Origin of the sequence: Lactobacillus sp. ESL0677 (assembly GCF_029392875.1) — a bacterium.
GTDB lineage: Bacteria > Bacillota > Bacilli > Lactobacillales > Lactobacillaceae > Lactobacillus.
In genome coordinates this window covers 766,150-791,208 of the sequence record NZ_CP113946.1, presented here as the reverse complement: position 1 = coordinate 791,208, position 25,059 = coordinate 766,150, and the positions used below count along the sequence as shown (strand labels likewise).

The window sequence follows — 25,059 nt, the reverse complement described above, 5'->3', positions numbered from 1 at the left end:
AATTATTAATATGAAATTATCAATTTCTATTAATTGTTATTTAATTAATATTTTGCTGTTCTAGCTTAAACATTCTTAGATAGCTACATAGAATAATAATACTTGCAATAATCAATACAATAAATGCAATTTGACTACCCTTTGCCGTCATTAGTGCATAATTACCCGGTTTCTTTTGCCAAGCAGAGATAATCGTTGCCATGACAGTTGTCCCGAGTGATCCAGCATACTGTTGACCTGTCTGACAGACTGCAGTTGCATCAGTGTGCAGCTCGTCCGGTTGCAATTTAGAAGCTTCTGCCATCGTATTATTAAAAGCTAACTGCCGACCAATAATCATTATGCCGTAGAAAATAACAATCATCATTGTCGAAATTTTCAAACTAAACATTGCAAACAAAACACAGGCTATCATGCACAAGATAGCTCCAGTTAAAAGCGGTAGTTTAGCTCCTTTTTGGTCATAAATATGACCAAACCAAGGATTGAGCACACCACTCAAGATACATCCCGGCAGTAAAATCAGGCCACCAATTAATGAACTCGAATGATTAACAATCTGAACATAATTTGGTAGTGCAAAGCTAGTACCAATATTAATAAACTGTAATAATAAATATGAAATTAATGCACAAATAAATGCCTTGTTTTTAAAAACTGCTAGATTAAGCAGTCGCTTTTGACTATTCTTAACTGACTTTACAAACAGCCAAACTAGAACAGCAACTAACAGCATTCCAAGCCAAAACCAAATATTAGTCAATCCTTGACCAATTTGATTAAAAGTCAAACTAAACATAATCATCGCTGCAGCAATAATAATATAACTGCGCCAATCAAATTGCGGTTGCTTTTTCTCATGATATTGTTCAACCACAAACAAGCCTAAAATAAAAATTATTAAGCCGATTATTGCTGCAATCACAAAGATTAACGGCCAACCATAGAAATAAACGATAGTTCCACCAAAGGTTGGTCCAAGAGACGGGGCTAAAATAACTACAAGACCAGTAATCCCCATATAAAAGCCCCACTTATTTTGCGGAATTAGTTCAACTACTAAATTAAACATCAATGGTATTGACAGTCCTGCGCCAAGTGATGAAATCAAGCGTCCAGCAAGCAGCACCCAAAAGTTAGTGGCTGCCCCTGCAACAAACGACCCTACAATAAAGCTAATCGCTGCCGTTAAAAATAGCTGTTTAGCTGAAAAACGGTCATTTAAATACGAACTTGAAACCATAATGATCGCAATCGCTAACAAGTAGCCAGTAGTAGTCCACTGCACTAAACCTAGACCAATATGAAATTGCTTCATCATCGTTGGAAAAGTTACGTTTAAACTCGTTTCTGTCAAAATTGAAACAAAGGCCATTAATGCACAACTAATAATCGCCCCAACATGCTTTGGTGTTACTATATTTCTCTCCATTAAAACATCTCCTTATTATAAAAAGGGCAAAAGCATCTCCATGCTTTTGCCCTTTCTCTAACTACTTAAAAAGCAATTAGATTAAATAACCAGATTATTAAACTACAATCGCCAATATCTTAGTAAAACTTTTTGTAAAGTTGGTAACAAGATAAGAGCAACAATAGCACCTGCTATTCCTTGAATGGTATCAGTCAAGAGTCCTAAAACTCCGGCTGCTGTCGAATACAAAATCCAGTTGGTCAAATAATATCCTCCAACCATCACAACCACGCCAACCACAAGTACCAAAATATATCGGAAGCACTTGCGACTATCTTGTGCTACTTTTCTTACTAACAGACCCACAAGCAGTCCCTCTAGCCCGTGAATAACGAATGAAAAGAGCATGAACTGTGCATATCCTGAAAGTAAATCAAGTAAAAAACCGGATAAACCACCAACTAATAATCCTGCAGCTGGTCCTAGCGCGATTGCTGCCAAGAAAATTCCGGCATCGCAAAAATTGATATTACCATGAGTTGCTGGAATTGGAATAATTAATATTCGGCTTAAAACAACGTTCAGGGCAGTCAACAATGCCAAAAAGACCAATTGCCCAAGTGTTAATTTACTTTTACTATTATCTGCCATAATTAAATACTCCAAAACAATTATAATTCATTATTAAAAAAATGATTAAGCATTTTAATGTTTGTTTAATTAAAAGCCAATTATAGTTAAAAGTAAAGTCTCTTTAATTTATTTATTGAAGCGTGCAGTCAAGTCATCATGCAATTCTTCATAGCCCGGCTTGTTAAGCAAACCAAACATATTGCGTTTGTATTCCTCAACTCCTGGTTGGTTAAACGGATTAATTCCATTTAGATAACCAGAAAGCGCAATTGCAAGTTCAAAGAAGTAAATTAAATAACCAAGTGTATGTTCCGTTTGATCAGGAATGTTAACTGTCATTACCGGCACACCTCCATCAGTATGAGCCAAGACTACACCCTCATATGCGCGTTCGTTAACATAATTCAAACTCTTGCCAGCTAAAAAGTTAAGTTGGTCCAAGTTACGGTCATCAGTAGGAATTTCAACATCATTAGTTGGGTTTTCAACGCGAATAACTGTTTCAAACAAATTACGCAAACCTTCTTGAATGTATTGTCCAAGCGAGTGCAAGTCAGTTGAGAAGTTAGCGCTTGATGGCCAAATTCCCTTATTGTCCTTACCTTCAGATTCACCCATTAATTGTTTACACCACTCACCAAACATTCTCAGAGTTGGTTCATAGTTTTCAACAATTTCAGTAGTGTAACCTTTTCTGTACAAAATATTGCGTAAAGCAGCATATTGATATGGTGTAGCTTTAGTTACATCAGTATCTTGGTAATCTCTGCGAGCATCAGCTGCACCTTGCATCAATTGGTCAATATCGGCACCTGAAGCAGCAATTGGCAATAAACCAACGGCTGACAAGACGCTGTAACGGCCACCAATATCATCAGGTACAACAAATTCTTCATAACCTTCTGCGTCAGCCTCAGTCTTTAATGCACCCTTAGCGCGATCAGTTGTGGCATAAATCCGGTTCTGGGCTTCTTCTTTACCGTACTTCTTAATTAATTTATCTTTAAAAATTCTAAAGGCAACTGCAGCCTCAGTGGTTGTTCCTGATTTAGAAATAACGTTAACACTAAAGTCCTTGTCACCAAGCCAAATCATTAAATCATGTAAATATGATCCTGAAAGTGAATTACCGCAAAAAACAATGGTTGGATACTTATCTTTACCCTTGCCGTAAAATGCGCCGTTTAAGAACTCAACAGCAGCTTGAGCACCAAGATAGGAGCCACCAATTCCAATACAAATCAAAACATCAGAATCGCCTTGGATTTTCTTAGCCGCCTTCTTAATCCGGCTAAATTCATCTTTATCATAATCAACAGGCAAATCAATCCAGCCCAAGAAATCATTTCCTGCACCGGTGCCATCCTTTAATTCCTGAGCAGCAGCATTAACCAATGCTTGCATCTCACTAAGTTCATTTTCATGAACAAATGGCGTCAATTTAGTGCTGTCAAATTTAATTAAACTCATAGGTACGCTTCCTTAACTAAACAAAATATTTATTTCACAAGAATATTCTATCAATCTTATTTTGTAAATTCCAGTGATTTCTTTAATGTTTTGGCAACTTATTACGCACAGACTCGAACATCCAGTAAAGTAAATATCCAGTGGCAGCACCACAACTATTAAAAAAGACGTCGTCAATATCACTAACACCAGTTTCAAGCAAAAATTGCATTCCTTCAATTAGAATTGAAAAAAGCATCCCAGCTACAAGCACTCTTTTAAAAGTTTGCTTTTTTGAAAAAACAAGCGGCGTTAAAAAGCCAAAAGGCACAAAACACAACACATTACCAAATGAATTATAGAAAAAGTCGAGCCGACTCTGAGCATACAATAATTTCCATGTTTCCTTTAAAAATACCAGGTTGATTTCGGTTAATGGTCGGTTAAAATAAAAGGTTAGCTGCCACGGAAAATACGTGTTGCGAAAAGTTGTGAGCATCAATACTAAAATCAGATAAAATGCAAACATCCACACACTAGCCTCGGACTTGATTGAGCGCCTGCGCCTAATTACCATTAACCAAAATAAGCGGATAACGACAAATAATAAAAAATATAAAATAGTTTTATCAATTGCCAACATCGTCAGCTTAATTAACGCAAAATGGTTAATTTTGGTAGCGAAGTTTTGCGCAATTATGTTATATAGCGGTCCTAAAAAAATCATGCTTAATCAATTCCTAAAAATATAGTTTATCTAAATTATACTCATTTTTACGTATACAAATCTTAAAAAAAGACTAATAATCGCTAAAAGATTGTCTCACGCTTATTAATCCTTTAAAATCATTGTTAAAGGAGCGTTCGTTTTGAAAAAAAAGAATCTAGCAAACTTCATGCAATCCCGGACAGACTTTTTTGTTCTGCTCATCTTGCTATTTGTCCTAAAGTACATCTTTGCGGCATATCATGACTTCAATCTGGGAATATCTGACCCATACCAGCACATCATCATGTGGCTTAGTCCTCTAGGCACGGCGATTTTGCTCTTGAGTATCGGTTTTTATTTTCCCCAACCGATTGTTTCCTATTGTGTCATGCTGCTCATGGATTTTGCTAATACCAGTCTACTATTTGCTAATATCCTCTATTATCGAGAATTTTCTGATTTTATTACGGTTAAAACTATTACTAATGCCGGTAAAGTAGCGCCCGGCTTGGGCAAAAGTGCCGTTTCATTATTGCAGCCGACGGATATTCTATTGTGGCTGGATTTAATTCTGGTCATTGCACTTTTAATAACACATAAATTAAAAATCGATCAAAAGTCTTATGGGCTCCTAACGCCGTTTACCATTACCTCATTCGGCTTTTTTGTTTTGACATTAAATATTTTTCTGGCCGAATCATCTAGGCCGCGCCTCTTAAGAAATACCTTTGATCGTGCCTACGTTGTGAAATATCTGGGGCTTGACACCTACACCATTTATGACGGCATTAAAAATGAACAAACAGAGCAGGTCAACCGTAATGCCAACGCTGCCGATTTAAATAAAATCCTTAATTTTACCAAGCAAAATAAGATACCAGCTAATGCCAACTATTTTGGTAAAGAAAAAGGTAAAAACGTCATCGTAATTCACTTGGAAAGCTTCCAACAGTTTTTAATTGGGTTAAAGGTCAACGGTAAGGAAGTCACCCCGTTTCTTAATTCAATTTACCATAACAAGCACACCATCAGCTTTGACAATTTTTACCATCAAGTGGGTATTGGTCGCACTAGTGATGCAGAAAATATGCTGGAAACTGGTACGTATGGGATTTCTGACGGGTCGCTTTTTACGGCCCTTGGCGGTTCAAACACCTTTCAGGCTGCACCGCAAATTTTGCGCAAGCACGGCAACTATACTTCTGCCGTCTTTCACGGTAATGTCGGTACTTTTTGGAATCGTGATGACGTCTATAAGAACCTAGGCTATAATTATTTCTTCGACCAGAATTATTTCAGTAGTAATAAGGATGATAAAAAAGAATACGGTGTTAAAGATAAGCTGCTTTTTGCTGAAAGTATCAAATATTTAGAGCGGATGCAACAGCCTTTCTACACCAAGTTCATCACTGTAACCAACCACACGCCGTTTTCAATGGATGAGCAGGACCTCGATCCCAATTTTCAAACAACTGACACCAGCGATAAGACTATCAACAATTACTTTGAAACGGCTCATTACTTAGATGAATCGGTACGAGAATTTTTTGCCTATCTGAAAAAATCTGGCTTAGCTAAGAACACAATGGTAGTTATTTATGGCGACCATTATGGCTTAACTAACTCCGAAAACCAAACTCTAGCACCCATTGTCGGCGAAAGTTCTGATACTTGGAGCAGTTACAATGATGCCCAAATGCAGCGTGTTCCCTTTATGATTCATGCTCCTAATTTAAAAGGTAAAATTAACCACGAAGTTGCTGGTGAAATCGACGTTTTGCCGACATTAATGCACCTCCTAGGGATCAGCAACAAGCACTACGTACAATTCGGCAGCGACCTTTTATCTCGACATTACAAGCCTTGGATTGTCTTTCGTAATGGTACGATTATTAGTAAAAAATACGTGATTATTGGCGCCAAGGGTAAAAAGGGCCTTGTTTATGACCGCAAAACCGGCAAGCAAATCATCAACTTTACCAAGCAAGAAAAAGTCGAAATTGCCAGACTTGCCAAAAAGGCTAAACAATCTCTAAAATATTCTGACTTGTTAAATAACCATAATTTATTGCGGTTCTATACTCCGCAAGGCTTTAAGCCAGTTAACCCTAATCAATTTGATTACCTGACCAATTTTCAACAAATGGAAAAAATCGAAAATAAGTTAAAGAAAAAGTCGACGGCTCTGATTAATTTACACCACGGCTCAACAACTAAACTTTACAAAACTGATGCCCCAGAACTCAAAGGGCACGAAGACGAAATCACTACCATTCCTGAATCTGTTCGCGGCAACCACCTTACCGAAAAGAAAACCAAATCTAGTAAAAATAAGAAAAAAGCATATAATTAATAATTATCGCTATTCAGTTAAGAAAGGAAAAATTCAAAATGAAATTGATAATTATTATTATCTTACTAATTGTGTTTTTTATTGCAGGCTGCCGCGTTGTTCCGCAAAATAACGAGGGTTTAATTGAAACTTTAGGCAAGTATTCTAAAACCGTTAAAGCAGGGTTTGTTTTCATTATTCCCTTTATTCAAAAGATGCGGCGCGTTTCTTTGGCGATGTTCCCCGCCGAAATTTCCAAATATTCGATCATTACTAAAGATAATGCCGAAATTACAACTAGCCTAACCTTAAACTATCTGGTAACTGATTCTTACAAGTACTTCTATAACAACACCGATTCAGTTAAATCTATGGTTGAATTAATTCGTGGGCATTTGCGTGACATTATTGGACGGATGGACTTAAACGAGGCCCTAGGTTCAACAAGTAAAATTAATACTCAATTAGCAGAAGCCATTGGCGATTTAACGGATATTTATGGTATTCGCGTTGTCCGGGTCAATATTGATGAACTACTGCCAAGTCCTGAAATTCAAAAAGCCATGGACAAGCAACTAACGGCTGACCGTGAAAAGATTGCCGCAATTGAAAAGGCTGAAGGTGAAGCCAAAAATATTGAACTGACAACTAAAGCTAAAAACGATGCTCTAATTGCAACGGCTAAGGCTAATGCCCAAGCAATTAAAACTAAGGCTGACGCTGAAGCATATCGAATTAACCAACTGCAAGCTAGTTTGGCAGACGCTAGCGAAGGCTACTTTAGAAATCAAAGTCTAGACAGCTTCAATAAGTTGGCTGCTGGTCCTGATAATTTAATTGTTGTCAACAAGGATGAAATAACCAATTTGGGTAATTTACCAGCTGCTGCTAAAGTTTGGCATCAAGCCGAAGAAAAGTAACTATGACAAAAAGAGAACTTCATTTTGAAGTTCTCTTTTTTAATCTATTATTTAGTTAAATATTGTTCATAACCTTGATCATAAATTGTAATCGTAAATTGCGCTCCCTGACCCATTTCGGAAGTTACTGAAACCTTGCCGCCATGCTGCTTAACAAGAGAAGAAACAATTGCTAGTCCTAACCCTGACTCACCCGTTCCCAACCGAGCACGTGACGGATCAGCTTTAAAGAAGCGCTCAAAGATATACTTCATTTGCTCCTTGTTCATCCCAATCCCGTCATCCTTGACCGTGATTTTCGTTCCGTGAGTAATTCTGCGACCACTAAGCAAAATGTGACCATTGGTAGTAAACTGAATTGCATTTTGTACCAAATTAACAACAATTTGGGTTAACCGGTCACGATCGGCATAAATCGGCAGTTCAGATGGTACCTCTATCTTGAGCTGATCGTTAGCCTTATCGGCATTTTGCTTTAATTGAATGATGACATCTTCTAAAACCTTGCTAGCATTAAATTGCGTTTTACTTAAATTAATTTGATTATTGCGAATCTTTTCGTAATCCAAATTTTCATTAACTAAGCGAATTAGACGCTTAGTTTCCCGACGCATTAAGTCAATTGACTTGGGTTTAGACTCTTCTGGGATGGCATCATACTGTAATCCTTCAAGAATGCCATTGATTGTTGTCAACGGCGTGCGCATTTCATGAGCTGCATCAGCCATAAATTGGTCGCGGCGCTTTTCCTGTGACTTGACTTCTTGATTATATTCTTTTAACGCCCGCACCATCTTATTAAAGCTAGCAGCTAACTGATCAATCTCATCATTGCCCTTCTGCTTAATCTGCACGTCAAAATTACCAGAGCGCACTTTTTTGATAGCGCGTGAAAGACGGTTAATCTTATTAGTTGAATAATAACTCAGGATGGCGCTCATGATTAGCCCGACAAATAAGGCGATAATTAAAGCATTAATTAAATTACGCTTGGCTGTGTCAATTGGCCGCTCAACATCTTTGACAAGCGAACCCAACCAAATTGCGCCAACAATCTTATGCCCTCTCATCCACGGAACAATCACACCCGTATACGAATTTTTCGTATGACACAAATACGATTTTTCTTCATTATTATTTCTAATGTGAATTTCTTCACCGTGGCTTAACGCGGCAAAAACATTTCCTTTTAAGCGGAGCAAACGTCGACTTTTAGGGTAAATTTGCATCCCCTGACTGTTAAAAATATGTAGGTGGAGATCATCACCGCGTAATACAAACTGCAATTGATCCAAAAATTCCGAGTTGAGCATGATGGTGCCATTCTTTTGGTCATTAGCAACTAATTCCCCCAGTGATGAAGCGTAATCATCCATGCGCCGATAATTCTGCTCATAGGATTGGGCTGTTACCGATTTAATCTCGGCATAGCCAATGATTGATACCGTCGTCACAATAATTAGCAAAAAACTAAGTAAGTGTTGATAGATTAGCTTCATTTCTTAACCTGCTCATCATCAAACTTATAGCCAACACCCCACACAGTTTGAATTACATCAGCACCAACCTTTTCCAATTTTTGCCGCAATTTCTTAATATGAGCATCGACAGTTCGTTCTTCGCCAAAATAGTCATAGCCCCAGACAGCTTCAAGCAACTGTCCCCGTGAAAAAACTTGCTTGGGTTTTTGTGCCATTGTATAAAGCAAGTCAAATTCCTTGGGCGTAATATTGACCACCTTTTTATCATCAAATAAAACCTCGCGACGTGCCTTGGAAATTTTGATATGTTTGGTATTAACATCATAATCGCTCGTTCGCTTAGCTAATTTAGGATGACTTTGATTATCTTCAATCATAATTCGACGGTGCAATGCCTTAATCCGCGCAATTAATGCCAGCGGACTAAAGGGTTTAGACACATAATCATCGGCACCGACACCCAATCCCAAAATCTGATCAGCCTCACTATCACGAGCCGTTAACATAATCATCGGCACTATTGGCGAAAGCGCACGTATCTCCTTAGCAACCTGAATACCATCCTTTTTAGGCAAATTGAGATCCAAAGTAATCAAGTCGTATTCATCAGCGTGTTCTTTAAACATTTCAACAGCCTGCACACCATCAACAGCAACATCTTCTGTCCAGCCTTCTTTAGCAAAAAACATTCCCATCATTTCAGCGACAGAACTATCATCTTCAACCATCAAAATTTTTAATTTCATTTTCGATCCCTAAATCCTTTAGTTCTTTCGTGCTTGACTTTATCTGGATCAATATAATCTGGTGGCAACTCATTGCGTTTAATTAAAAACCGTTTCAAACTTTTTTCGGTCGCAACAATTGGAAACAAAATAAAGAAGTAAAATGTCAATAGCCAGATTAAAAAATACCGATCCCACTTTAACAGGTGAATGCCAATTCCAATTAGTAGTTGCAGCGAGCCAAAAAAGGCAAAATATCCACTCGCCTTTTTCTGAGCAAAAGCAAAGCTACTTCGATTGACGTGCGCTAAGTATGACAAATAACCATATAATGGATTAGCCTTTTTGGCTGGTTTAATTAACCAGATAAGTCCGACGACAAGTAAAATTGCACCGCAAGCAATATAAATCATACTTCTTATTTTCCTTTTTAATGAATTTTAATTCTGCTTAGCAGGAGCAGACATTACCATTTTCATTTTACCAATGAACGAGAAGTCTTTCATCTGATTAGGAATAATGAAATTAGTACCAACCTTTAGCGTATAAGCCTGAGCGCCAACTTGCAGTTGTCCCGCTCCTTTAATAACCGAAACTAACAGGTAAGGGTGACCGTTCAAGCTAGTTTGCCACTGACCATCTAAATCAATTTGCCATAAATAAAAATGTGGCGATAATGGCGGCTCAACTAAAGTTTTAATAGTAGCTCCCTGCTCGCTAGTTACTTTAACGTCAATTTTTGGATCAACATGTGGCACTGTGGTAACATCAATCGACTTCTGTGTGTGCAGCTCACGTTGCTTGCCCGTCTTTTCATCAACTCGGTCATAATCATACAGCCGGTAAGTAACATCGCTAGATTGCTGGGTTTCAATTACCATAATTCCTTTAGTTAAAGCGTGAATTGTTCCCGCTGGAACATAGAAAAAGTCGCCAGCCTTGACCGGCACCTTACGTAAGAGCCTGTCCCATTGCCCCTGATGAATCATATCGGCTAATTCATCACGCGTCTTAGCAGTATGACCATAAATTAAATATGAATCTGGATCAGCTTGTAAAACGTACCAGCTCTCGGTCTTGCCACTGTCATTCTCCACTTTTCTAGCATATTCATCATCAGGATGAACTTGCACTGACAAGTTATCATTAGCATCTAAAAATTTAACTAATAATGGAAACTCTTTTTCCTTAGGATTGCCAAATAAGTCCGGATGTTCATGATATACTTGCCGCAAAGTTTGCCCCTTCAATGGGCCTTGACTAACCAGCGACGCATCATCTTTATATCCAGAAATAATCCATGCTTCGCCTACCTTGCCAGCTGGAATATCATAATTAAAAATTGTCTGTAGTTTTCTCCCACCCCAGATTTTCGGTCTGAAATACGGTGTTAAAAATATTGGTTCCACTCTAATCACCTCATGTTTAGTTTAAACTTTTATCGGATAAAAAAGGAATATTTTTATTAAATCTTTATTATGTGACTTATTATATAGATTTTCATGTGTAAATGTAAAACACCATCCAAATTAACCAATATCATTAAGTTAAGCCAAAAACAGTTCAGATGTTAATGGGACACGAAACAATTGAAATGACAACGGACATTTACGGCCACATTAACAACTCCAACAGAAAAGAAACCATTAGTTCAATCAGGACTTCAAATATTTAATCATGTAAAATTACCATCAAAACTAAAAGAAGCCTTGATAAATCAAGGCTTCTTATCTATACAGTGGAGATGAGGGGAATTGAACCCCTGTCCAAACGCATTCCGTCACTGACCTCTACGATCATAGTTATATTACTTGAACTTCACTAGTCCAAAACGCCATATAACAGAGCTAGGATGGACTAGCTAACCTGTTTAGGACTCTTTTTAACTATTCAGATGAGGTAGTTAAACGTAACTCACTAATTTGATACCTACTACTAGACGTGAGTAATCCAATGTTAGGCAAGGCATAAGTGCTAAATTAAGCAGCTAATGCGTAAGAATTTTCTTTATTTGCAGTTAAAGTTCTGTGACGTTTTAATGTAGACGTGACCTACAAATCGCAGTCAATGCGAATCTACGCCTGTCGAATCCCAAAACATCCCCTTGAGACTCTCTAATTATAGCATAATTCACATCAACAAACGATTAAAAAGTTCAATTAATTAGTTCAAATGAGCTAAACGAACAACATCACGTTCAATCATCAATTCTTCGTCAGTTGGGATAATCATTGCCTTAACCTTTGAGCCGTCTTTAGAAATAAACTTCTCACCATTAGACTTGTTAGCTTCAAAGTCTGGGTCCAAACCGATAAATTCAAAAGCCTTCATAACATTTTCACGAACGCTGCTGTCGTGTTCACCAACACCAGCAGTGAAGACAATCGCATCAACGCCACCCATTTCAGCAACGTATGAACCAACGTATTGAATTACACGGTCAACAAAGATTTCACGAGCTAAGTTAGCCTTCTTGTCAGCATTGTCTTCCAAGTCACGCATATCTGAAGAAATTTCAGAAATACCAAGTAATCCTGACTTGTCATTCAAAATACTAATCATTTGGTTAATATCAATGTTGTCTTTGTTCATAATGTATTGCAAAACTGAAGGATCAACATCACCTGAACGTGTACCCATTGTGATACCTGCAAGTGGTGTGAAGCCCATTGAAGTGTCGTAAGACTTGCCGTTCTTAACAGCAGTAATTGATGCACCTGAACCTAGGTGGCAAACTACCATCTTCAAATCTTTGGCATCTCTGCCAAGCATTTCAGCAGCACGACCAACAATATAACGAACTGAAGTACCGTGAGCACCGTACTTACGTACACCGTATTCTTGATAATACTTATAAGGAATCGAGTACATGTAGTGTACTGGATCCAAAGTTTGGTGGAATGAAGTATCAAAAACAGCAACTTCTGGTACTTCCGGAAGCAATTTCATAAATGCTTCAATTCCCTTACCTTCAGCTGGATTATGCAATGGTGCATATTCTTTTAAGTCATAAATTGCTTGTAATTTGTCCTTGTCAACGATTACTGAATCTGAGAATTCTTCCCCACCAGCAACAACACGGTGACCAACACCAGCAATTTCACTTAAATCAGAGATAACTTTGTAATCTTCCAATGCTTTAAGCAACAGGTTAACGGCTGTTTCTTGATCGGGAATAGCTACTTCTTCCTTGTGTTTTTCACCGTTGGCTAATTTGATTTCAAATGATGAGCCATCAATCCCAACACGGTCAGCAAGGCCTTCTGCTAATACCTTTTCTTCTGGTAAAGCAAATAACTTATACTTAAAAGAAGAGCTACCTGAGTTGATTGCTAAAACTTTTTTCATAAATAAAATTCCTCCATACATGTAACTTTGTATTTTCACAAATTAATGAATGTTATTAGTATACCACTCATTTAGCTTAACATTAAGCTTAATTAGCTCCTCTTGCTTCTTAATTGAGTCTAACTTTGTGAGCAAAACCTCACTGCTACTAATACCAGTGCCGTGATTTTGAAATACCAAAACTGATTTTTGGTTAAATTTATTCTGAAACATGTTGTCCGGTAGCTCAACAATCGCCCGCAAGAAGACCTTTTCAGCTAGCCACGGCATAAAGTCAGCCCCAACTTTACCAGAAAGTATTGATTTGGGTACAACCAAAAAGGCATAGCCTCCAGGCTGCAGATTTTTAATAATTTGCTCAATAAACAAAAGATGTGCAAATGAATGTCCTTTTTCAGCCTTTGTTGCAAAATTAGCTGCATTATCATCAATTGGATAATAACCAATTGGCAAATCACTAACTACTGCTTCTGGACTTTCAAGTAGCCAAGGACTAAGAGCATCCTGGCAATACAAGTCAATCTTAATCCCATTTAAATGAGCGCCAACATCAGCGAAGTTCAGCACTTCCTCGTCGTTATCAATTCCAGCTAGCTTATAATTTAGCTTAGAATGGTTAGCCATTTTCAGTTGGTTAACGACTTCATAAAGCAAACTACCAGTACCAACTGCTGGATCAACAATTGTCAAGTCCTTGTCTGCCGGCAGCAACTTCTTCATCAACATTGCAATAATTGTGGCAATAGCTGGTGGTGTCGGCATTTGATTGACGTCTAATTCGTCTTCATTGATTGCTTTAAGGACTAGGTAAGTAAAAATTTGTACCTTATCCTTCTGCGCTAAATGATCATAATCCAGTGCAGCATATTTTTGACTTAACTTAGCAACCGTATCCTTATCTGGGGCACCCATTTCAACCTTAATCTTACCTGTTTCAAGATTATCAAAAGTTTCGGTTAAAGCCTCACCAAAAGTAACATTTAAGCTATCCTGCAGACACTTAACACAGTCCAAAAATTTATTAAAAAGTTCTTCAATTTTATCCATGCTTAATTCCCCTTATCTTCCTTACCATTTTAATAGAAAGCAGGTTATCGGTGCAAGCAAATCAATTGTTGACTAGATATTCAATTAATAGCAAGTCGCTTTCCATACTGAAACGGTAAACTTCCTGATAAAATTGCAGGAACAATAGACAGGTAATTAATACCAAAACACTGCTAAGTAACGCACTAGCTTTTACTTTTTGCTTTTTTAGCTTGTTCATTTTTTGCCTTCTTTTCCGGCTGCTTGGCTAATTTAAAATATAATTCAGACTGGCGGCCATCATCTTCTGTCACCATAATCTTCAGCTGCTGTGAGTGGGTCACAAACTTCGCATTACTAATATTCAATAAAAGTGGCATATGTCCACCTTCGATAGTTGTTGCCCGAATCATATTTTTATAAAAAGTTAACCAATAAATATTTTCATTATTATCTTGGTCTACTTTTACAATTTTTGCCTTTTTTGTCGTGGAAGCAGCGACATCAACATAGGCCAATTTAGTATGACTATCATGTAAAAAGCGGTTGAATTGCACATAAGAAAAAACTACATCGTCGGTATGATGCTCAACTTTGTTGGCTAAAGTCATGCTTTTTAACAAATTTTGCAACATTAAAACAACCAATAAAGTTATAAAAACGGCAAACATAGCTTCGGCCAACATAAAGCCCTTAGTTCTTAATTTCATAAGTTTTCTTGTCTGTTGTATCATAGACGCTTTTTGCTCCTAGAGGTTGATAAACACGATCATGAACAGTAATCTTATCTAAATTGCTTTCTTTCAGCACATGCCAAGCATAAGTTCGGTCTGTCTTTAACTCGATTTGGTGCTCATTTACCATACTGCTGCTAACGATTAACGCAATTAGAGTAACACCCATTACTGCTAAAACAAGTGCCACCACACTTTCTGCCAGTAAAAAGCCCTTTAATCGAAATTTATTCTTCAATTGCTCGCCCCCAAAGCATTTGTAACTTTATTTTTTGTGAATGTTGACCATCATCAATAGTAATAGTTTTGGGTGCTAGTATTCCATCGTTTGTAATCAGCATTGTACTCTTAAGACCATAGATAGTAATTGTTGAAGCGATTTGGATATTTTGAGAAAAGCCACGCCCTTTAAAAGTAAGTATCTTTGTATCCGGCTGATATATTATTGTAACTGACTCATGTTTAATCGTACTGAACCGCGCCGCTTGCTCAATAGAACTTTTAATTTCTTTAGTAGTATTATTGAGAACTAGCTGCTGGCGATATGCGGAAATTTCGACAGTTCCAAGCATCACTAAGCTGAGTGCAATCACTAAGCACACAATCATTTCTACTAATGTAAAGCCAGAAAATTTAACTTTAATTGCCTTTTTCAACCACACCATTATTTACCGTATAATTTTTGGACTTATCAAGTTGATTTTTGGTCAAATAACCATCTTCAAACATATTTTGGAAAGTAATATCTTTACCCTTACGGTCCTTGTCCTCTTCATAAAGATCGGCCTGCGTTTGCAAGGTTGTCTTAAAGGCGTCTTCGGTACGATCAGCCGCACTCTGTTTTTGCTTGGTCAAGTTAGGTGCAATAATCAAGAGCAGCAATACAATAATGGCAATAACCACGACCATTTCAATCAATGTAAAGCCTTGTGCCTTCCGACTTTTAGCTAAAATCTTTAATAAATATTGTTTAAACTTTTTCTTCATCATAATCTCCTTAAATCTGCTGCATCATGGCATACATTGGCAGCAACAACTTTAAATACATCCCGATAATGCACAATCCAATCAAAATAAAGCAAACTGGTTGAACATTAACGATTAATTTTTCAATTTTACTAGTTAAATCTGTAAATAATGTTTGTCCGAGTAGTAAACAGCGATTACCTAAATCGCCCTTAGTTGATCCCGTCTCAAGCAAAATTACTAATTCATCTGGCAAAAATAATTCCTGCTTAATAATCTCCTGCAAACTCTTGCCCTTGGCTAACTTTCGGTTTACCTTAGCACCAAGATACTGCTGCAGTGACCCTTTTTCCTGATTAGCTGCATACTGACACATCTTTTGCAAGGAAAATCCACTCGCAACCAATAAGCCAATATCATAAACTAAAAGATATTTGACATACACTTTGACTGTTGCACCAATAATTGGGTAATGCGCTAGTTTTTTTAGTGAATGGTAATCTTGCTTACGTAAAAGAGTTAGGACTTGCGTGAAATAGTAGAGAAATAGCAGACCTAACCCCAGTATGCCTACCAGCAAGACGTCACCTGTATGCTCGTTAGAAGACGAAAACTGACTTGATACAAAGGTCTGCATAAAAACAAGCAATGCAACCATCATTACGACTAACACCACTGGATATGACATTTCCGTTTTCAGCTTCTTAACTTGTTCATTTTTCAAGCGATTCAGCGTAGCTAGCTGTGATAAGCAATCAAGCAAATTTCCTTGCTGCATTGCTAATTCAACTTGTGTAGCAACTGTTTTACTAAAACCCAGTTGCCACATTTCCTGACCTAAATTGGCGCCCAAAGTCATTCTTTTGCTTAACCCTGTTAGCATTTTCTTACGTTTTGACCATAATATCGGCATTAATTCCAAACTGGTGCTAAGAGAAAAGCCATTGGCCAGGCTATTTTGTAAATAATCAAGAAAGGCTAGCTGCTCTTGGCCCGTCAACTTACCCTTCTTGAAATTGTTCATAGATTGGCGCACTAATTTCACCTCGCTGTTTCAGTTCTGCTAAATTATCCGTCCACTTAACAAAATTTCCTCGTTGAGTTTGCTCAATACTATCCTGCAAGTCTTGTCCACTGGCAATATCGAGTAAGCATGAAAAGCCGTTTGCTGTTGGCAAGAGTCGTTGGTAAGAAACGGCTGTTAAACAGTTACTTAGCTCATTTTGATTAATTTGCAAGCTCTCTAATCGTGAAATTGTTTGCAGTGTACTCTTAGCATGGACAGTCGCTAGCACGAGGTGTCCGCTTAGCGCAGCATCAACTGCTAACCGTGCCGTTTGGGCATTTCGAATTTCACCAATAATTAATATATCCGGACGATGACGCAAAGCTGCTTCTAGTAATCGCGCATAACTAATTTCAGCTTCATCATTAACCTGAGTTTGTAAAAATGATGCTTGGTGGATTTCAACTGGATCCTCAATTGTCATCACCATTTTTTCCTGCCCAACAGCTTGCGCCAACTTATACATCGTCGTGGTTTTACCAGAGCCAGTGGGTCCACTTGTGACAATTAAGCCGCGCCGTTTAGCTAACTGCGTTAATTTTTCAATTTGCTTAGGCAAAAAATACTGGCCCGACTGCACTTGATAAATAATCCGTAACACAAGCGTTTCACAACCGGTAAAATCGCCAATGCTCGATAAACGCAGATAATACTTTTCTTGATGGTAATCATATGTCAATGCCCCAACCTGCGGCCTACGATGTTCAGCAATATCCATTTGCGCGCCATATTTGAGAAAGTTGATAATTTCTTTTCCTTCATTTAACGTAAATACCGCTCTTTGACTAATCCCAGTAATTGTCCGTAAGTTAACCACCATTTGCTCATCATGTACCAAGAAGAATATGTCGCTAGCGTGTTCAGCAATTGCTTCTTCAATTAACGAGTTAACCGTTTCCTTAATCCGCATAAAAAGCCTCCTTTGCCTGTGCTCTACAAGTACATACGCAAAAGAGGTGAAAAATTTTTTATAAATAAAAAATCACTCAAAAAATTGAGTGATTAATCGTTATTTTATATTAAACCTAATCTTCATCAGCAGCGGCAGTGTAAACATTTTGCACATCGTCATCGTCTTCTAAGGCGTCAACAAGGTTAGCAAATTGTTCCTTCTTGTCTTCTGGTACTGGTGTAGTATTCTCAGGAATCATCGTTAACTCAGCGTTAGCAAGCTTATAGCCAGCCTTTTCTAAAGCGTCACGAACTTGTGCTAACTGCTTAGGATCAGTGTAAATCTCGTAAACTTCATCGCTAGTTTGCAAGTCATCGCCACCAGCATCCATTACGTCAAGTAACATTTGGTCTTCATCAGCATCAGTTGTTGTCCGGTCAATTGCAATGTAACCCTTACGGTCAAACATATAAGCAACTGAACCAGTAGCACCAAGTGAACCACCATTACGCGTAAAAGCAACACGAACTGAAGAAGCTGTCCGGTTCTTGTTATCAGTCAAAGCTTCAACAAAAACAGCAACACCGCCAGGTGCATAGCCTTCATAAGTAATCTCATCGTAGTGCTCGTCTGAATTTCCTTCAGCCTTTTTGAGTGCACGGTCAATGTTAGTCTTAGGCATGTTGTTAGCACGAGCTTTATCCATTACCATCCGCAAGTTAGGATTCCCTGAGGGGTCAGGACCACCATTCTTTGCAGCCATATATATCTCACGAGATAGTTTTTGGAAAATTTTACCTCTCTTAGCGTCTTGCGCATTCTTGCGGCCTTGAATATTGTGCCATTTTGAATGTCCTGACATAAGAATCCTTCTTTCTTTATTTGTAGTTATTAACGATAATAATCTTAACTCACAGCAGCACAAAATTCAATACTAGCAGCAATTTCAGCTAACTTTTTACCAAAATTATTCTCAAATTAAATTATTTTAAGATTATTCTAACTAAATATCTTTATTTTGGGACTAGTCAGACATCGTAATAATGGTAAAATAGAACACGTTAATTATTTTTAAAGGAGATAATCTCAGTGGATGAAATAGGTTCAAACAAGAAATATATTTCGTGGCCGGTATTAACTCTGATGGCTTTTTGTACTGTTATCGGCTTAGACGACATCATGTACAACTTCCAAAATCAGGGAATGCCTGTTGTCACTTCATGGATTATCATGTGTATTTTTTACGTGATTCCATATTCTTTAATGGTTGGTCAGTTAGGATCAGTCTTTAATAAGGAAGGTGGGGGACTATCATCATGGGTCCGCGGAACAGACGGCGAATTTTTGGGCTACTTTACCGCTTGGACATACTGGGCAGCCTCAATTCCATATGCGGTTGATTCAGCTAACACAATTATCGTCGACATTGGCTGGGCCGTCACTGGCTCCGGCAAGTTTCAGGACCAAATTTCAAACAAGAACTTTGCTCTGATGACTTTTGCCATGTTCATTATCTTCATTATTGTTGAACACTACTTCTCAAGATCAATGGAAGTATTATCAACAATTGGCGGTGGCATGATGTTAATTATGACCTTCATGTTTGTCTTTTTAGCCTTTGTTGGACTAAGCAAATCTGGCGGTCACATGGCAACCACCAACTTCACTTGGCACTCACTTATTCCTAAGTTTGACATGCATTACTGGACTACCATTGCCATGTTAATCTATGCCCTCAACGGTTGTGAATTAGTTGCGCCATACGTTACTAAAATGAAGAAGCCAAAATCTGACTTTCCTAAAGCAATGATTGCTCTAGCAATTATGACCATCTTCTTAACTGTCTTTGGTTCATTTGCTCTTGGTATTTACTTCAATGCCAATCATATTCCAAATGACCTGAAGATGAACGGTGAATACTACGTCTTCGACATGGTTGGTAGACAATATGGTCTTGGCAAAGGTCTACTCTACTTGTGGTCTTGGACATCTGTCTTTTATAACGCTGCTCTTTTAGCCGTTTTACTAGACGCCATGACCAGAATGTTGATTTCTGATACCGGTGACAAGTACATGCCGAAGTTCTTACGCAAAAAGAACAAAAACGGTTTGCCAATCAACGGCTATATCTTAACTGTTGCCTTGTCAGCTTTCATCATGTTACTTGGTATTTTCTTACCTAACATGAATGACATTTTTAATTGGTTATTAAACCTCAACGGTATCATCTCACCAGGTGTTACCTGCTGGATTTTCTATTCCTTCATGCGAATTAGAAAGAACTCTAAGAAATTTTCGTCTGACTATGTCTTTATCAAAAATGATAAACTAGCTTATCTTGCAGGATTCTTCCTATTAATAGTTACAGCTGTTGCAACTGTTTTAGGAATTGCCCCGCTAGACGTTAAACAGTTCAGCAGTTATTGGTGGTATGAATTAATCATTAATATTGTCGCAATTGTTGTCTTAATCGGGCTAGGCGTAATTTTGCCAAGTATTAGACGTCGCGAAGAAGAATATGGCATTGCCTTCAGCCGCAATCAATGGATTACAATGTTTGTCCTGATTATCGGCTCAATCATTCTTGATCTCTACCTTGGCGGTCACAACATTGGCATGATGAATTTGGGTCAATTAAAATTAGGCTTAAACATTATCATTATTGTGATTGAAGCCATCTTAGCAGTTCTACTTTGCTGGTTAGTTGGCAGAAAAAAACCAAATAATGTCCAAGATTAATTAAATATTTTAAAAATAGCCTCACAATAAACGTGGGGCTGTTTTTATTTACAAAAGAATGGTCAATATCAATTAAAATATTATCGTAACTACTATATAATAACTTTAAGACATAATTAAGGAGAAGAACATGAAAGAGATTCCTTTTAAGGCCGTTGCCGTTGACATGGACGGTACCTTTGTAAATGACGAAAAGACGTTTGACCACCAACGTTTTGATAAAATCCTAACCGAATTGCGCAAGCATCATATCCACTTCATCGCTTCCAGCGGGCGACCATTATCTCGCTTGCAAAAAGACTTTTATGGCTTTTTAGACCGAATTGATATTGTTGCTGACAATGGCTCCATTTTGACACAGGATAACAATATTATTTTACGGCACGTTTTTACTTATCAAGCAGGTATTAAATTAATCAGTTTTATCCAACAAAATTACCCAGCAACCGAAATTACCGCTAGCGGACTTGAACGTTCTTATCTTAGCAAGCAGGCTTCCGCAAAATTCAAAAGTTCAATGCATTTTTTCTATCCAAATGTCATTGAAGTTGCGGACTTAACAGACTTGCCAACTAGCGACAATCTGACTAAACTTACCCTTAATTGCGATGCAAACTTAGCCAGTGAACTTGAAGCCAGATTTAACCAAAACAGCAGCGAGCGAATCCACTGCACAACAAGTGGCTTTGATAATATTGACGTGATGCCTAATCGCGTTAACAAAGGACAAGGCATCAAATATTTTCTGCGTTATTTCAACGTTAAACCAGAGGAACTAATTGCCTTCGGTGATGGCATGAATGACAAGGAGATGATTGAACTCGCCGGCTTTGGTTACGCAATGAAAAATGGCAATCCCAAGCTAAAGAAAATTGCCAAGTACGAAGCTCCAAGCAATAATGATATGGGTGTACTGCAGGTTTTAGAAGAATATTTAAAATAAATTTTGTTCTTTCAAGGAGTAAATTTACATGAGCTACATTGAGGTAAGACATAATTTTAAAAAATATCAAACTGGTGACACAGAAGTATTGGCCAATAATGATGTTAGTTTTTCTGTTGAACAAGGTGAACTCGCGATTATTTTAGGGGCATCTGGTGCCGGTAAGTCGACCATTCTTAATATTTTGGGTGGGATGGATACCAACACTAGCGGCGACGTCATCATTGATGGTCAAGATATCGCTAAGTATAACAAACGGCAATTAACCACTTACCGCAGAAACGATATTGGCTTTGTTTTTCAATTTTATAATCTGATTCAAAATTTGACAGCCAAAGAAAATGTGGAACTTGCTTCAGAAATTGTTAAGGACGCATTAGATCCGGTACAGACACTAATTGATGTTGGTTTGCAAAAGCGCATTAATAATTTTCCGGCTGAACTGTCGGGCGGAGAGCAGCAACGAGTCGCAATTGCCCGCGCAATCGCTAAGAACCCCAAGATTTTGCTCTGCGACGAGCCAACTGGTGCCCTAGATTATGAAACTGGAAAGAGTGTCTTACAAATCATCGCCAATATGAGCCGGGAAAAAGGTGCTACGGTAATCATTGTCACACATAACAGCACCATTGCGCCAATTGCTGACCGTGTGATTCACTTTCATGATGGTCAAGTCACACAAATTGAGCAAAATCCCCATCCTGAAGCAATCGCCAATGTTAAATGGTAAAGAAGGCGCATCACGATGAACAAAGTTGTTTGGCAAGATTTTTGGCAGTCAATTAAGCATACTAAAGGACAATTTTTATCAATTTTTGGCTTAATGATGATTGGCGCTTTTGCCCTTGTAGGCTTGATGGTTACAGGACCTGACATGCGCGACACAGGGAATCATTATGCCCAAACGCTAAAGACACCGGACTTAACAGTTATCAGCAATTATGGCTTAGACAAACAAGATACTCAGAAAATCCGGCATGCTGCTGGCAGCCAAACTGTCGAATTCGGCTACATGACGGACGCTGTGTTGAAAAATAGCCACGAAAGCTGGCGTATTTTTTCAAAGCCGCAAAAGGTTGGTCGCTACGAACTGCGCTCTGGTCGTTTGCCACGAGCTAACAATGAAATTGCCGTTGCCGCTCATTTTCAAAAACGGTACAAATTGGGTCAGACAATTGCTTTTACCGAAAAAAAGAGTCTCTTAGGTACAAAAATGTTACGGCGGCACCAATTTAAGATTGTTGGGTTCGTTCGCTCTAGCCAAATATTATCTAATGTCAATCTTGGTCAAAGCAATAGCGGTACTGGTGAGTTAAAGGGATACGCTGTTATTTTGCCCGCTGATTTTGACCAAAGCATCTACACAACGGCTAATTTAACTTATCGCAACCTGCGCGGACTTGACTCCTATGGTAAGCTTTATGCCACTCGTCTTAACGACCATAAGCGCACACTTGAACACACGCTAAAGACTGAAGCTCCTAAACGCAAGCGAAGAATTGTTACTGCAGCTCAACAAAAATTAAAGGCGCAAACTGCTAAAATCACGGCTGCTAAGGCCAAAATTCAAACTGGAAGACAAAATTTAATTACTGCTAAAAATGAACTACAATTGCGGCAAGCACAACTTACAGCTCAAGCTAGCCAAATTAGCGCCCCTACGCCTGCTCAGCAAGCACAATTAGCTGCAGCTAAACAAGAATCAACTACTAAGGCACAACTATTACGGAAAAAAGAGCAGCAGTTAGCTCACGCTGCTGCCCAAGCCAAAAGCAAACTAGCAGCTGGTGAGCGTCAAATTAAGCAATCGCAAAAATTGCTCGATAAATTACCAGCACCTACCTACCACGTTTATAATCGGCGCGAAATCCCTGGCGGCGAAGGCGACCTTGTCTACAGCACAGTAGCACAAGTGGTTGAAGACCTTGCCAAAGTCTTTCCTATTTTCTTGTATTTTGTTGCCGCACTAGTTACCTTCACAACGATGAATCGGTTCATTGACGAGGAACGAATCAACTCTGGTACCATGAAGGCTCTTGGCTATGACGATTACGTCATTATTAACAAATTTATTCTGTATGGTTTTCTTGCAGGAACGCTCGGGACAATTGCTGGTGTCTATTTGGGACATACATTAATGCCGCAAATTGTTTACCATGCTTATTACCAGTCACTAACTTTACCGCCGATTGAAGAGCACTTTTACTGGCAAATCAGTCTAATCGCGCTTCTGCTTGCCTGGATCAGTTCGGTTTTGCCAGCATACTTAACTGCTAGAACTGAATTCAAGGAAAAGCCAGCAGCGCTCTTGTTGCCTAAACCACCTGTTGCCGGCTCTAAAATTTTATTAGAAAAAATCCCGTTTATTTGGCAGCATCTCAATTTCACCCATAAAGTCACTGCACGCAACATTTTTCGGTATAAAAAGCGCATGCTCATGACTATCTTCGGTGTTTGTGGCTCTGCTACTCTACTCTTTACTGGTTTTGCCGTTAAAAACTCAATCAGCAACATGAATGATCGCCAATTTAATGACCTCATCCACTACAACTTGATTGTTGCTCAACAATCGCCGATTTCCGCTAGTGAAAAAACAGCGTTAAATCACCAGCTCAAAACTGACAGCGTTAGACAAGAAATGCCAATCTACTATCAGTCCTTGACTAAAATTGCTGGCAAAAACGGTGACACACAAGACATCACAATGATTGTGCCGCAAGATAAAAAACAATTTCACCAGTATTTGCATTTAGACCAGCGCCGAACTAAACGGCCAATCTCATTAACTAATCAAGGGATTGTGATTTCAGAGCGACTTGCTAGCTTATTAGGAGTCAAACCTGGCGAGCATATTACCTTGACCGACCAAGATAATCACCAGCGCACAATGAAAGTCGCCGCAATTACAGAAATGTATATGGGGCACTTTGCATTAATGACGCCGACGGTTTATCAAAATATCTTTGGCAGGCAGTTTAAGTCCAATGCCAACCTTGTTATTCTCAAAAATGGCTCACGTCAAAATACTCGCAACATGGCCGCTAAGTTTATGAAATTAAATGGTGTGAGTGGCGTCGTTCAAAACACTGCAATCAGTCAGGAACTTGATGTCGTCGTTCAATCGCTCAATATGATTATGCTTGTCTTGATAATTGTAGCGGGATTGCTCGCAATCGTAATTTTGTATAATTTAACTAATATTAATATTGCTGAACGGATTCGTGAACTTTCCACTATTAAAGTCCTTGGCTTTTATGATAATGAAGTTACAATGTACATCTATCGCGAGACAATATTGCTGACTTGTATCGGAATTTTGGTCGGCTACTTGACAGGCGACCTACTTTACCAATACATCCTCTATGTTGTACCGCCAGCTAATGTCATGTTCAATCCTGCCCTGTCTGTCGATAGCTTTCTTTGGCCGTTAGGCGTAGTTGGGGTAATTACGATTGCACTCGGTTTTATTGTTAATCATAAATTGAAAAATCTTGACATGCTGGCAGCTCTAAAGTCTGTTGATTAAACTAAAAGAAGGATTTCTGAAATAAGAAATCCTTCTTTTTTTAATTGGCTGATTTGTTTTCACTTTGCCAATCGTTACGTGCTGTAAATACTTAAATGAGGTCATGATATTCTCCTTATTTATTAAAAAGATCTAGCACAAAAATAAATCTATGTT

The 25,059-nt window shown here is 38.3% G+C and carries 23 protein-coding genes and 1 other RNA gene; 6 read left to right on the top strand and 18 right to left on the bottom strand.

Annotated features, from left to right (window positions below; translation table 11 throughout):
• Positions 1-40: 40 nt before the first annotated feature.
• The 4 genes from OZX76_RS03790 to OZX76_RS03775 form a co-directional block, all read right to left on the bottom strand.
• Positions 41-1,432 (bottom strand): MFS transporter, encoded by a 1,392-nt coding sequence (locus OZX76_RS03790; RefSeq protein WP_277181095.1) that lies wholly within the window; start codon positions 1,430-1,432, stop codon positions 41-43.
• A gap of 102 nt (positions 1,433-1,534) precedes the next feature.
• Positions 1,535-2,065 (bottom strand): ECF transporter S component, encoded by a 531-nt coding sequence (locus OZX76_RS03785; protein ID WP_277181093.1) that lies wholly within the window; start codon positions 2,063-2,065, stop codon positions 1,535-1,537.
• Positions 2,066-2,173: 108 nt separating this feature from the next.
• Positions 2,174-3,517, bottom strand: coding sequence for a glucose-6-phosphate isomerase (locus OZX76_RS03780; protein ID WP_277181091.1), 1,344 nt, complete (start codon positions 3,515-3,517; stop codon positions 2,174-2,176).
• An 82-nt stretch (positions 3,518-3,599) separates the two neighbouring features.
• Entirely contained in the window at positions 3,600-4,223 is a 624-nt protein-coding gene (locus tag OZX76_RS03775; protein WP_277181089.1) for a VanZ family protein, read from the bottom strand.
• A 142-nt stretch (positions 4,224-4,365) separates the two neighbouring features.
• On the opposite strand from OZX76_RS03775, the gene OZX76_RS03770 reads away from it, so the two are divergent.
• Both OZX76_RS03770 and OZX76_RS03765 read left to right on the top strand, forming a co-directional pair.
• Positions 4,366-6,558, top strand: coding sequence for an LTA synthase family protein (locus OZX76_RS03770; protein ID WP_277181087.1), 2,193 nt, complete (start codon positions 4,366-4,368; stop codon positions 6,556-6,558).
• Positions 6,559-6,596: 38 nt separating this feature from the next.
• Positions 6,597-7,457, top strand: coding sequence for an SPFH domain-containing protein (locus OZX76_RS03765; protein WP_277181085.1), 861 nt, complete (start codon positions 6,597-6,599; stop codon positions 7,455-7,457).
• 47 nt (positions 7,458-7,504) lie between these two features.
• On the opposite strand, the gene OZX76_RS03760 is transcribed toward OZX76_RS03765, so the two are convergent.
• The 14 genes from OZX76_RS03760 to OZX76_RS03695 form a co-directional block, all read right to left on the bottom strand.
• Complete coding sequence (locus OZX76_RS03760) at positions 7,505-8,956, bottom strand: HAMP domain-containing sensor histidine kinase (RefSeq protein ID WP_277181083.1); 1,452 nt, start codon at positions 8,954-8,956, stop codon at positions 7,505-7,507.
• Positions 8,953-9,684 carry a response regulator transcription factor gene (locus OZX76_RS03755; protein ID WP_277181081.1) on the bottom strand — a complete coding sequence of 244 codons (732 nt, stop codon included), beginning with the start codon at positions 9,682-9,684 and terminating at the stop codon, positions 8,953-8,955. The genes OZX76_RS03760 and OZX76_RS03755 overlap by 4 nt, the downstream gene beginning before the upstream one ends.
• Positions 9,681-10,076: a hypothetical protein gene (locus OZX76_RS03750; protein WP_277181079.1), complete on the bottom strand. Its 396-nt coding sequence runs from the start codon at positions 10,074-10,076 to the stop codon at positions 9,681-9,683. The genes OZX76_RS03755 and OZX76_RS03750 overlap by 4 nt, the downstream gene beginning before the upstream one ends.
• Before the next feature lie 27 nt (positions 10,077-10,103).
• Complete coding sequence (gene manA / locus OZX76_RS03745) at positions 10,104-11,072, bottom strand: mannose-6-phosphate isomerase, class I (protein WP_277181077.1); 969 nt, start codon at positions 11,070-11,072, stop codon at positions 10,104-10,106.
• A gap of 327 nt (positions 11,073-11,399) precedes the next feature.
• Positions 11,400-11,767: a transfer-messenger RNA gene (gene ssrA / locus OZX76_RS03740) on the bottom strand.
• 59 nt (positions 11,768-11,826) lie between these two features.
• The gene (locus OZX76_RS03735; protein ID WP_277181075.1) at positions 11,827-13,011 is read right to left on the bottom strand and encodes an acetate kinase; all 1,185 of its coding nucleotides are present in this window, start codon (positions 13,009-13,011) and stop codon (positions 11,827-11,829) included.
• A gap of 42 nt (positions 13,012-13,053) precedes the next feature.
• Positions 13,054-14,058: a class I SAM-dependent methyltransferase gene (locus tag OZX76_RS03730; RefSeq protein ID WP_277181073.1), complete on the bottom strand. Its 1,005-nt coding sequence runs from the start codon at positions 14,056-14,058 to the stop codon at positions 13,054-13,056.
• 185 nt (positions 14,059-14,243) lie between these two features.
• Positions 14,244-14,747: a ComGF family competence protein gene (locus OZX76_RS03725; RefSeq protein ID WP_277181071.1), complete on the bottom strand. Its 504-nt coding sequence runs from the start codon at positions 14,745-14,747 to the stop codon at positions 14,244-14,246.
• Positions 14,731-15,009 (bottom strand): hypothetical protein, encoded by a 279-nt coding sequence (locus OZX76_RS03720; RefSeq protein WP_277181069.1) that lies wholly within the window; start codon positions 15,007-15,009, stop codon positions 14,731-14,733. Before OZX76_RS03720 ends, OZX76_RS03725 begins: the two co-directional genes overlap by 17 nt.
• Positions 14,999-15,427, bottom strand: coding sequence for a prepilin-type N-terminal cleavage/methylation domain-containing protein (locus OZX76_RS03715; RefSeq protein ID WP_277181067.1), 429 nt, complete (start codon positions 15,425-15,427; stop codon positions 14,999-15,001). Before OZX76_RS03715 ends, OZX76_RS03720 begins: the two co-directional genes overlap by 11 nt.
• Positions 15,411-15,758, bottom strand: a complete 348-nt coding sequence (comGC, locus tag OZX76_RS03710; RefSeq protein ID WP_277134058.1) for a competence type IV pilus major pilin ComGC — start codon at positions 15,756-15,758, stop codon at positions 15,411-15,413. Before comGC ends, OZX76_RS03715 begins: the two co-directional genes overlap by 17 nt.
• Positions 15,759-15,768: 10 nt before the next feature.
• Positions 15,769-16,761: a type II secretion system F family protein gene (locus OZX76_RS03705; protein ID WP_277181488.1), complete on the bottom strand. Its 993-nt coding sequence runs from the start codon at positions 16,759-16,761 to the stop codon at positions 15,769-15,771.
• Entirely contained in the window at positions 16,739-17,713 is a 975-nt protein-coding gene (gene comGA, locus OZX76_RS03700; RefSeq protein ID WP_277181065.1) for a competence type IV pilus ATPase ComGA, read from the bottom strand. The genes OZX76_RS03705 and comGA overlap by 23 nt, the downstream gene beginning before the upstream one ends.
• 115 nt (positions 17,714-17,828) lie before the next feature.
• The gene (locus OZX76_RS03695) at positions 17,829-18,557 is read right to left on the bottom strand and encodes a YebC/PmpR family DNA-binding transcriptional regulator (protein WP_277134054.1); all 729 of its coding nucleotides are present in this window, start codon (positions 18,555-18,557) and stop codon (positions 17,829-17,831) included.
• Between the two features lie 227 nt (positions 18,558-18,784).
• Between OZX76_RS03695 and OZX76_RS03690 the strand changes: the two genes are divergently transcribed.
• The 4 genes from OZX76_RS03690 to OZX76_RS03675 all read left to right on the top strand — a co-directional run bounded on the left by OZX76_RS03690 (position 18,785) and on the right by OZX76_RS03675 (position 24,903).
• Complete coding sequence (locus tag OZX76_RS03690) at positions 18,785-20,434, top strand: amino acid permease (protein ID WP_277181063.1); 1,650 nt, start codon at positions 18,785-18,787, stop codon at positions 20,432-20,434.
• 130 nt (positions 20,435-20,564) lie between these two features.
• Positions 20,565-21,377 (top strand): Cof-type HAD-IIB family hydrolase, encoded by an 813-nt coding sequence (locus OZX76_RS03685; RefSeq protein WP_277181061.1) that lies wholly within the window; start codon positions 20,565-20,567, stop codon positions 21,375-21,377.
• Positions 21,378-21,405: 28 nt separating this feature from the next.
• Positions 21,406-22,107 carry an ABC transporter ATP-binding protein gene (locus OZX76_RS03680; RefSeq protein WP_277181059.1) on the top strand — a complete coding sequence of 234 codons (702 nt, stop codon included), beginning with the start codon at positions 21,406-21,408 and terminating at the stop codon, positions 22,105-22,107.
• Between the two features lie 15 nt (positions 22,108-22,122).
• Positions 22,123-24,903: an ABC transporter permease gene (locus tag OZX76_RS03675; protein WP_277181057.1), complete on the top strand. Its 2,781-nt coding sequence runs from the start codon at positions 22,123-22,125 to the stop codon at positions 24,901-24,903.
• Positions 24,904-25,059 lie beyond the last annotated feature (156 nt).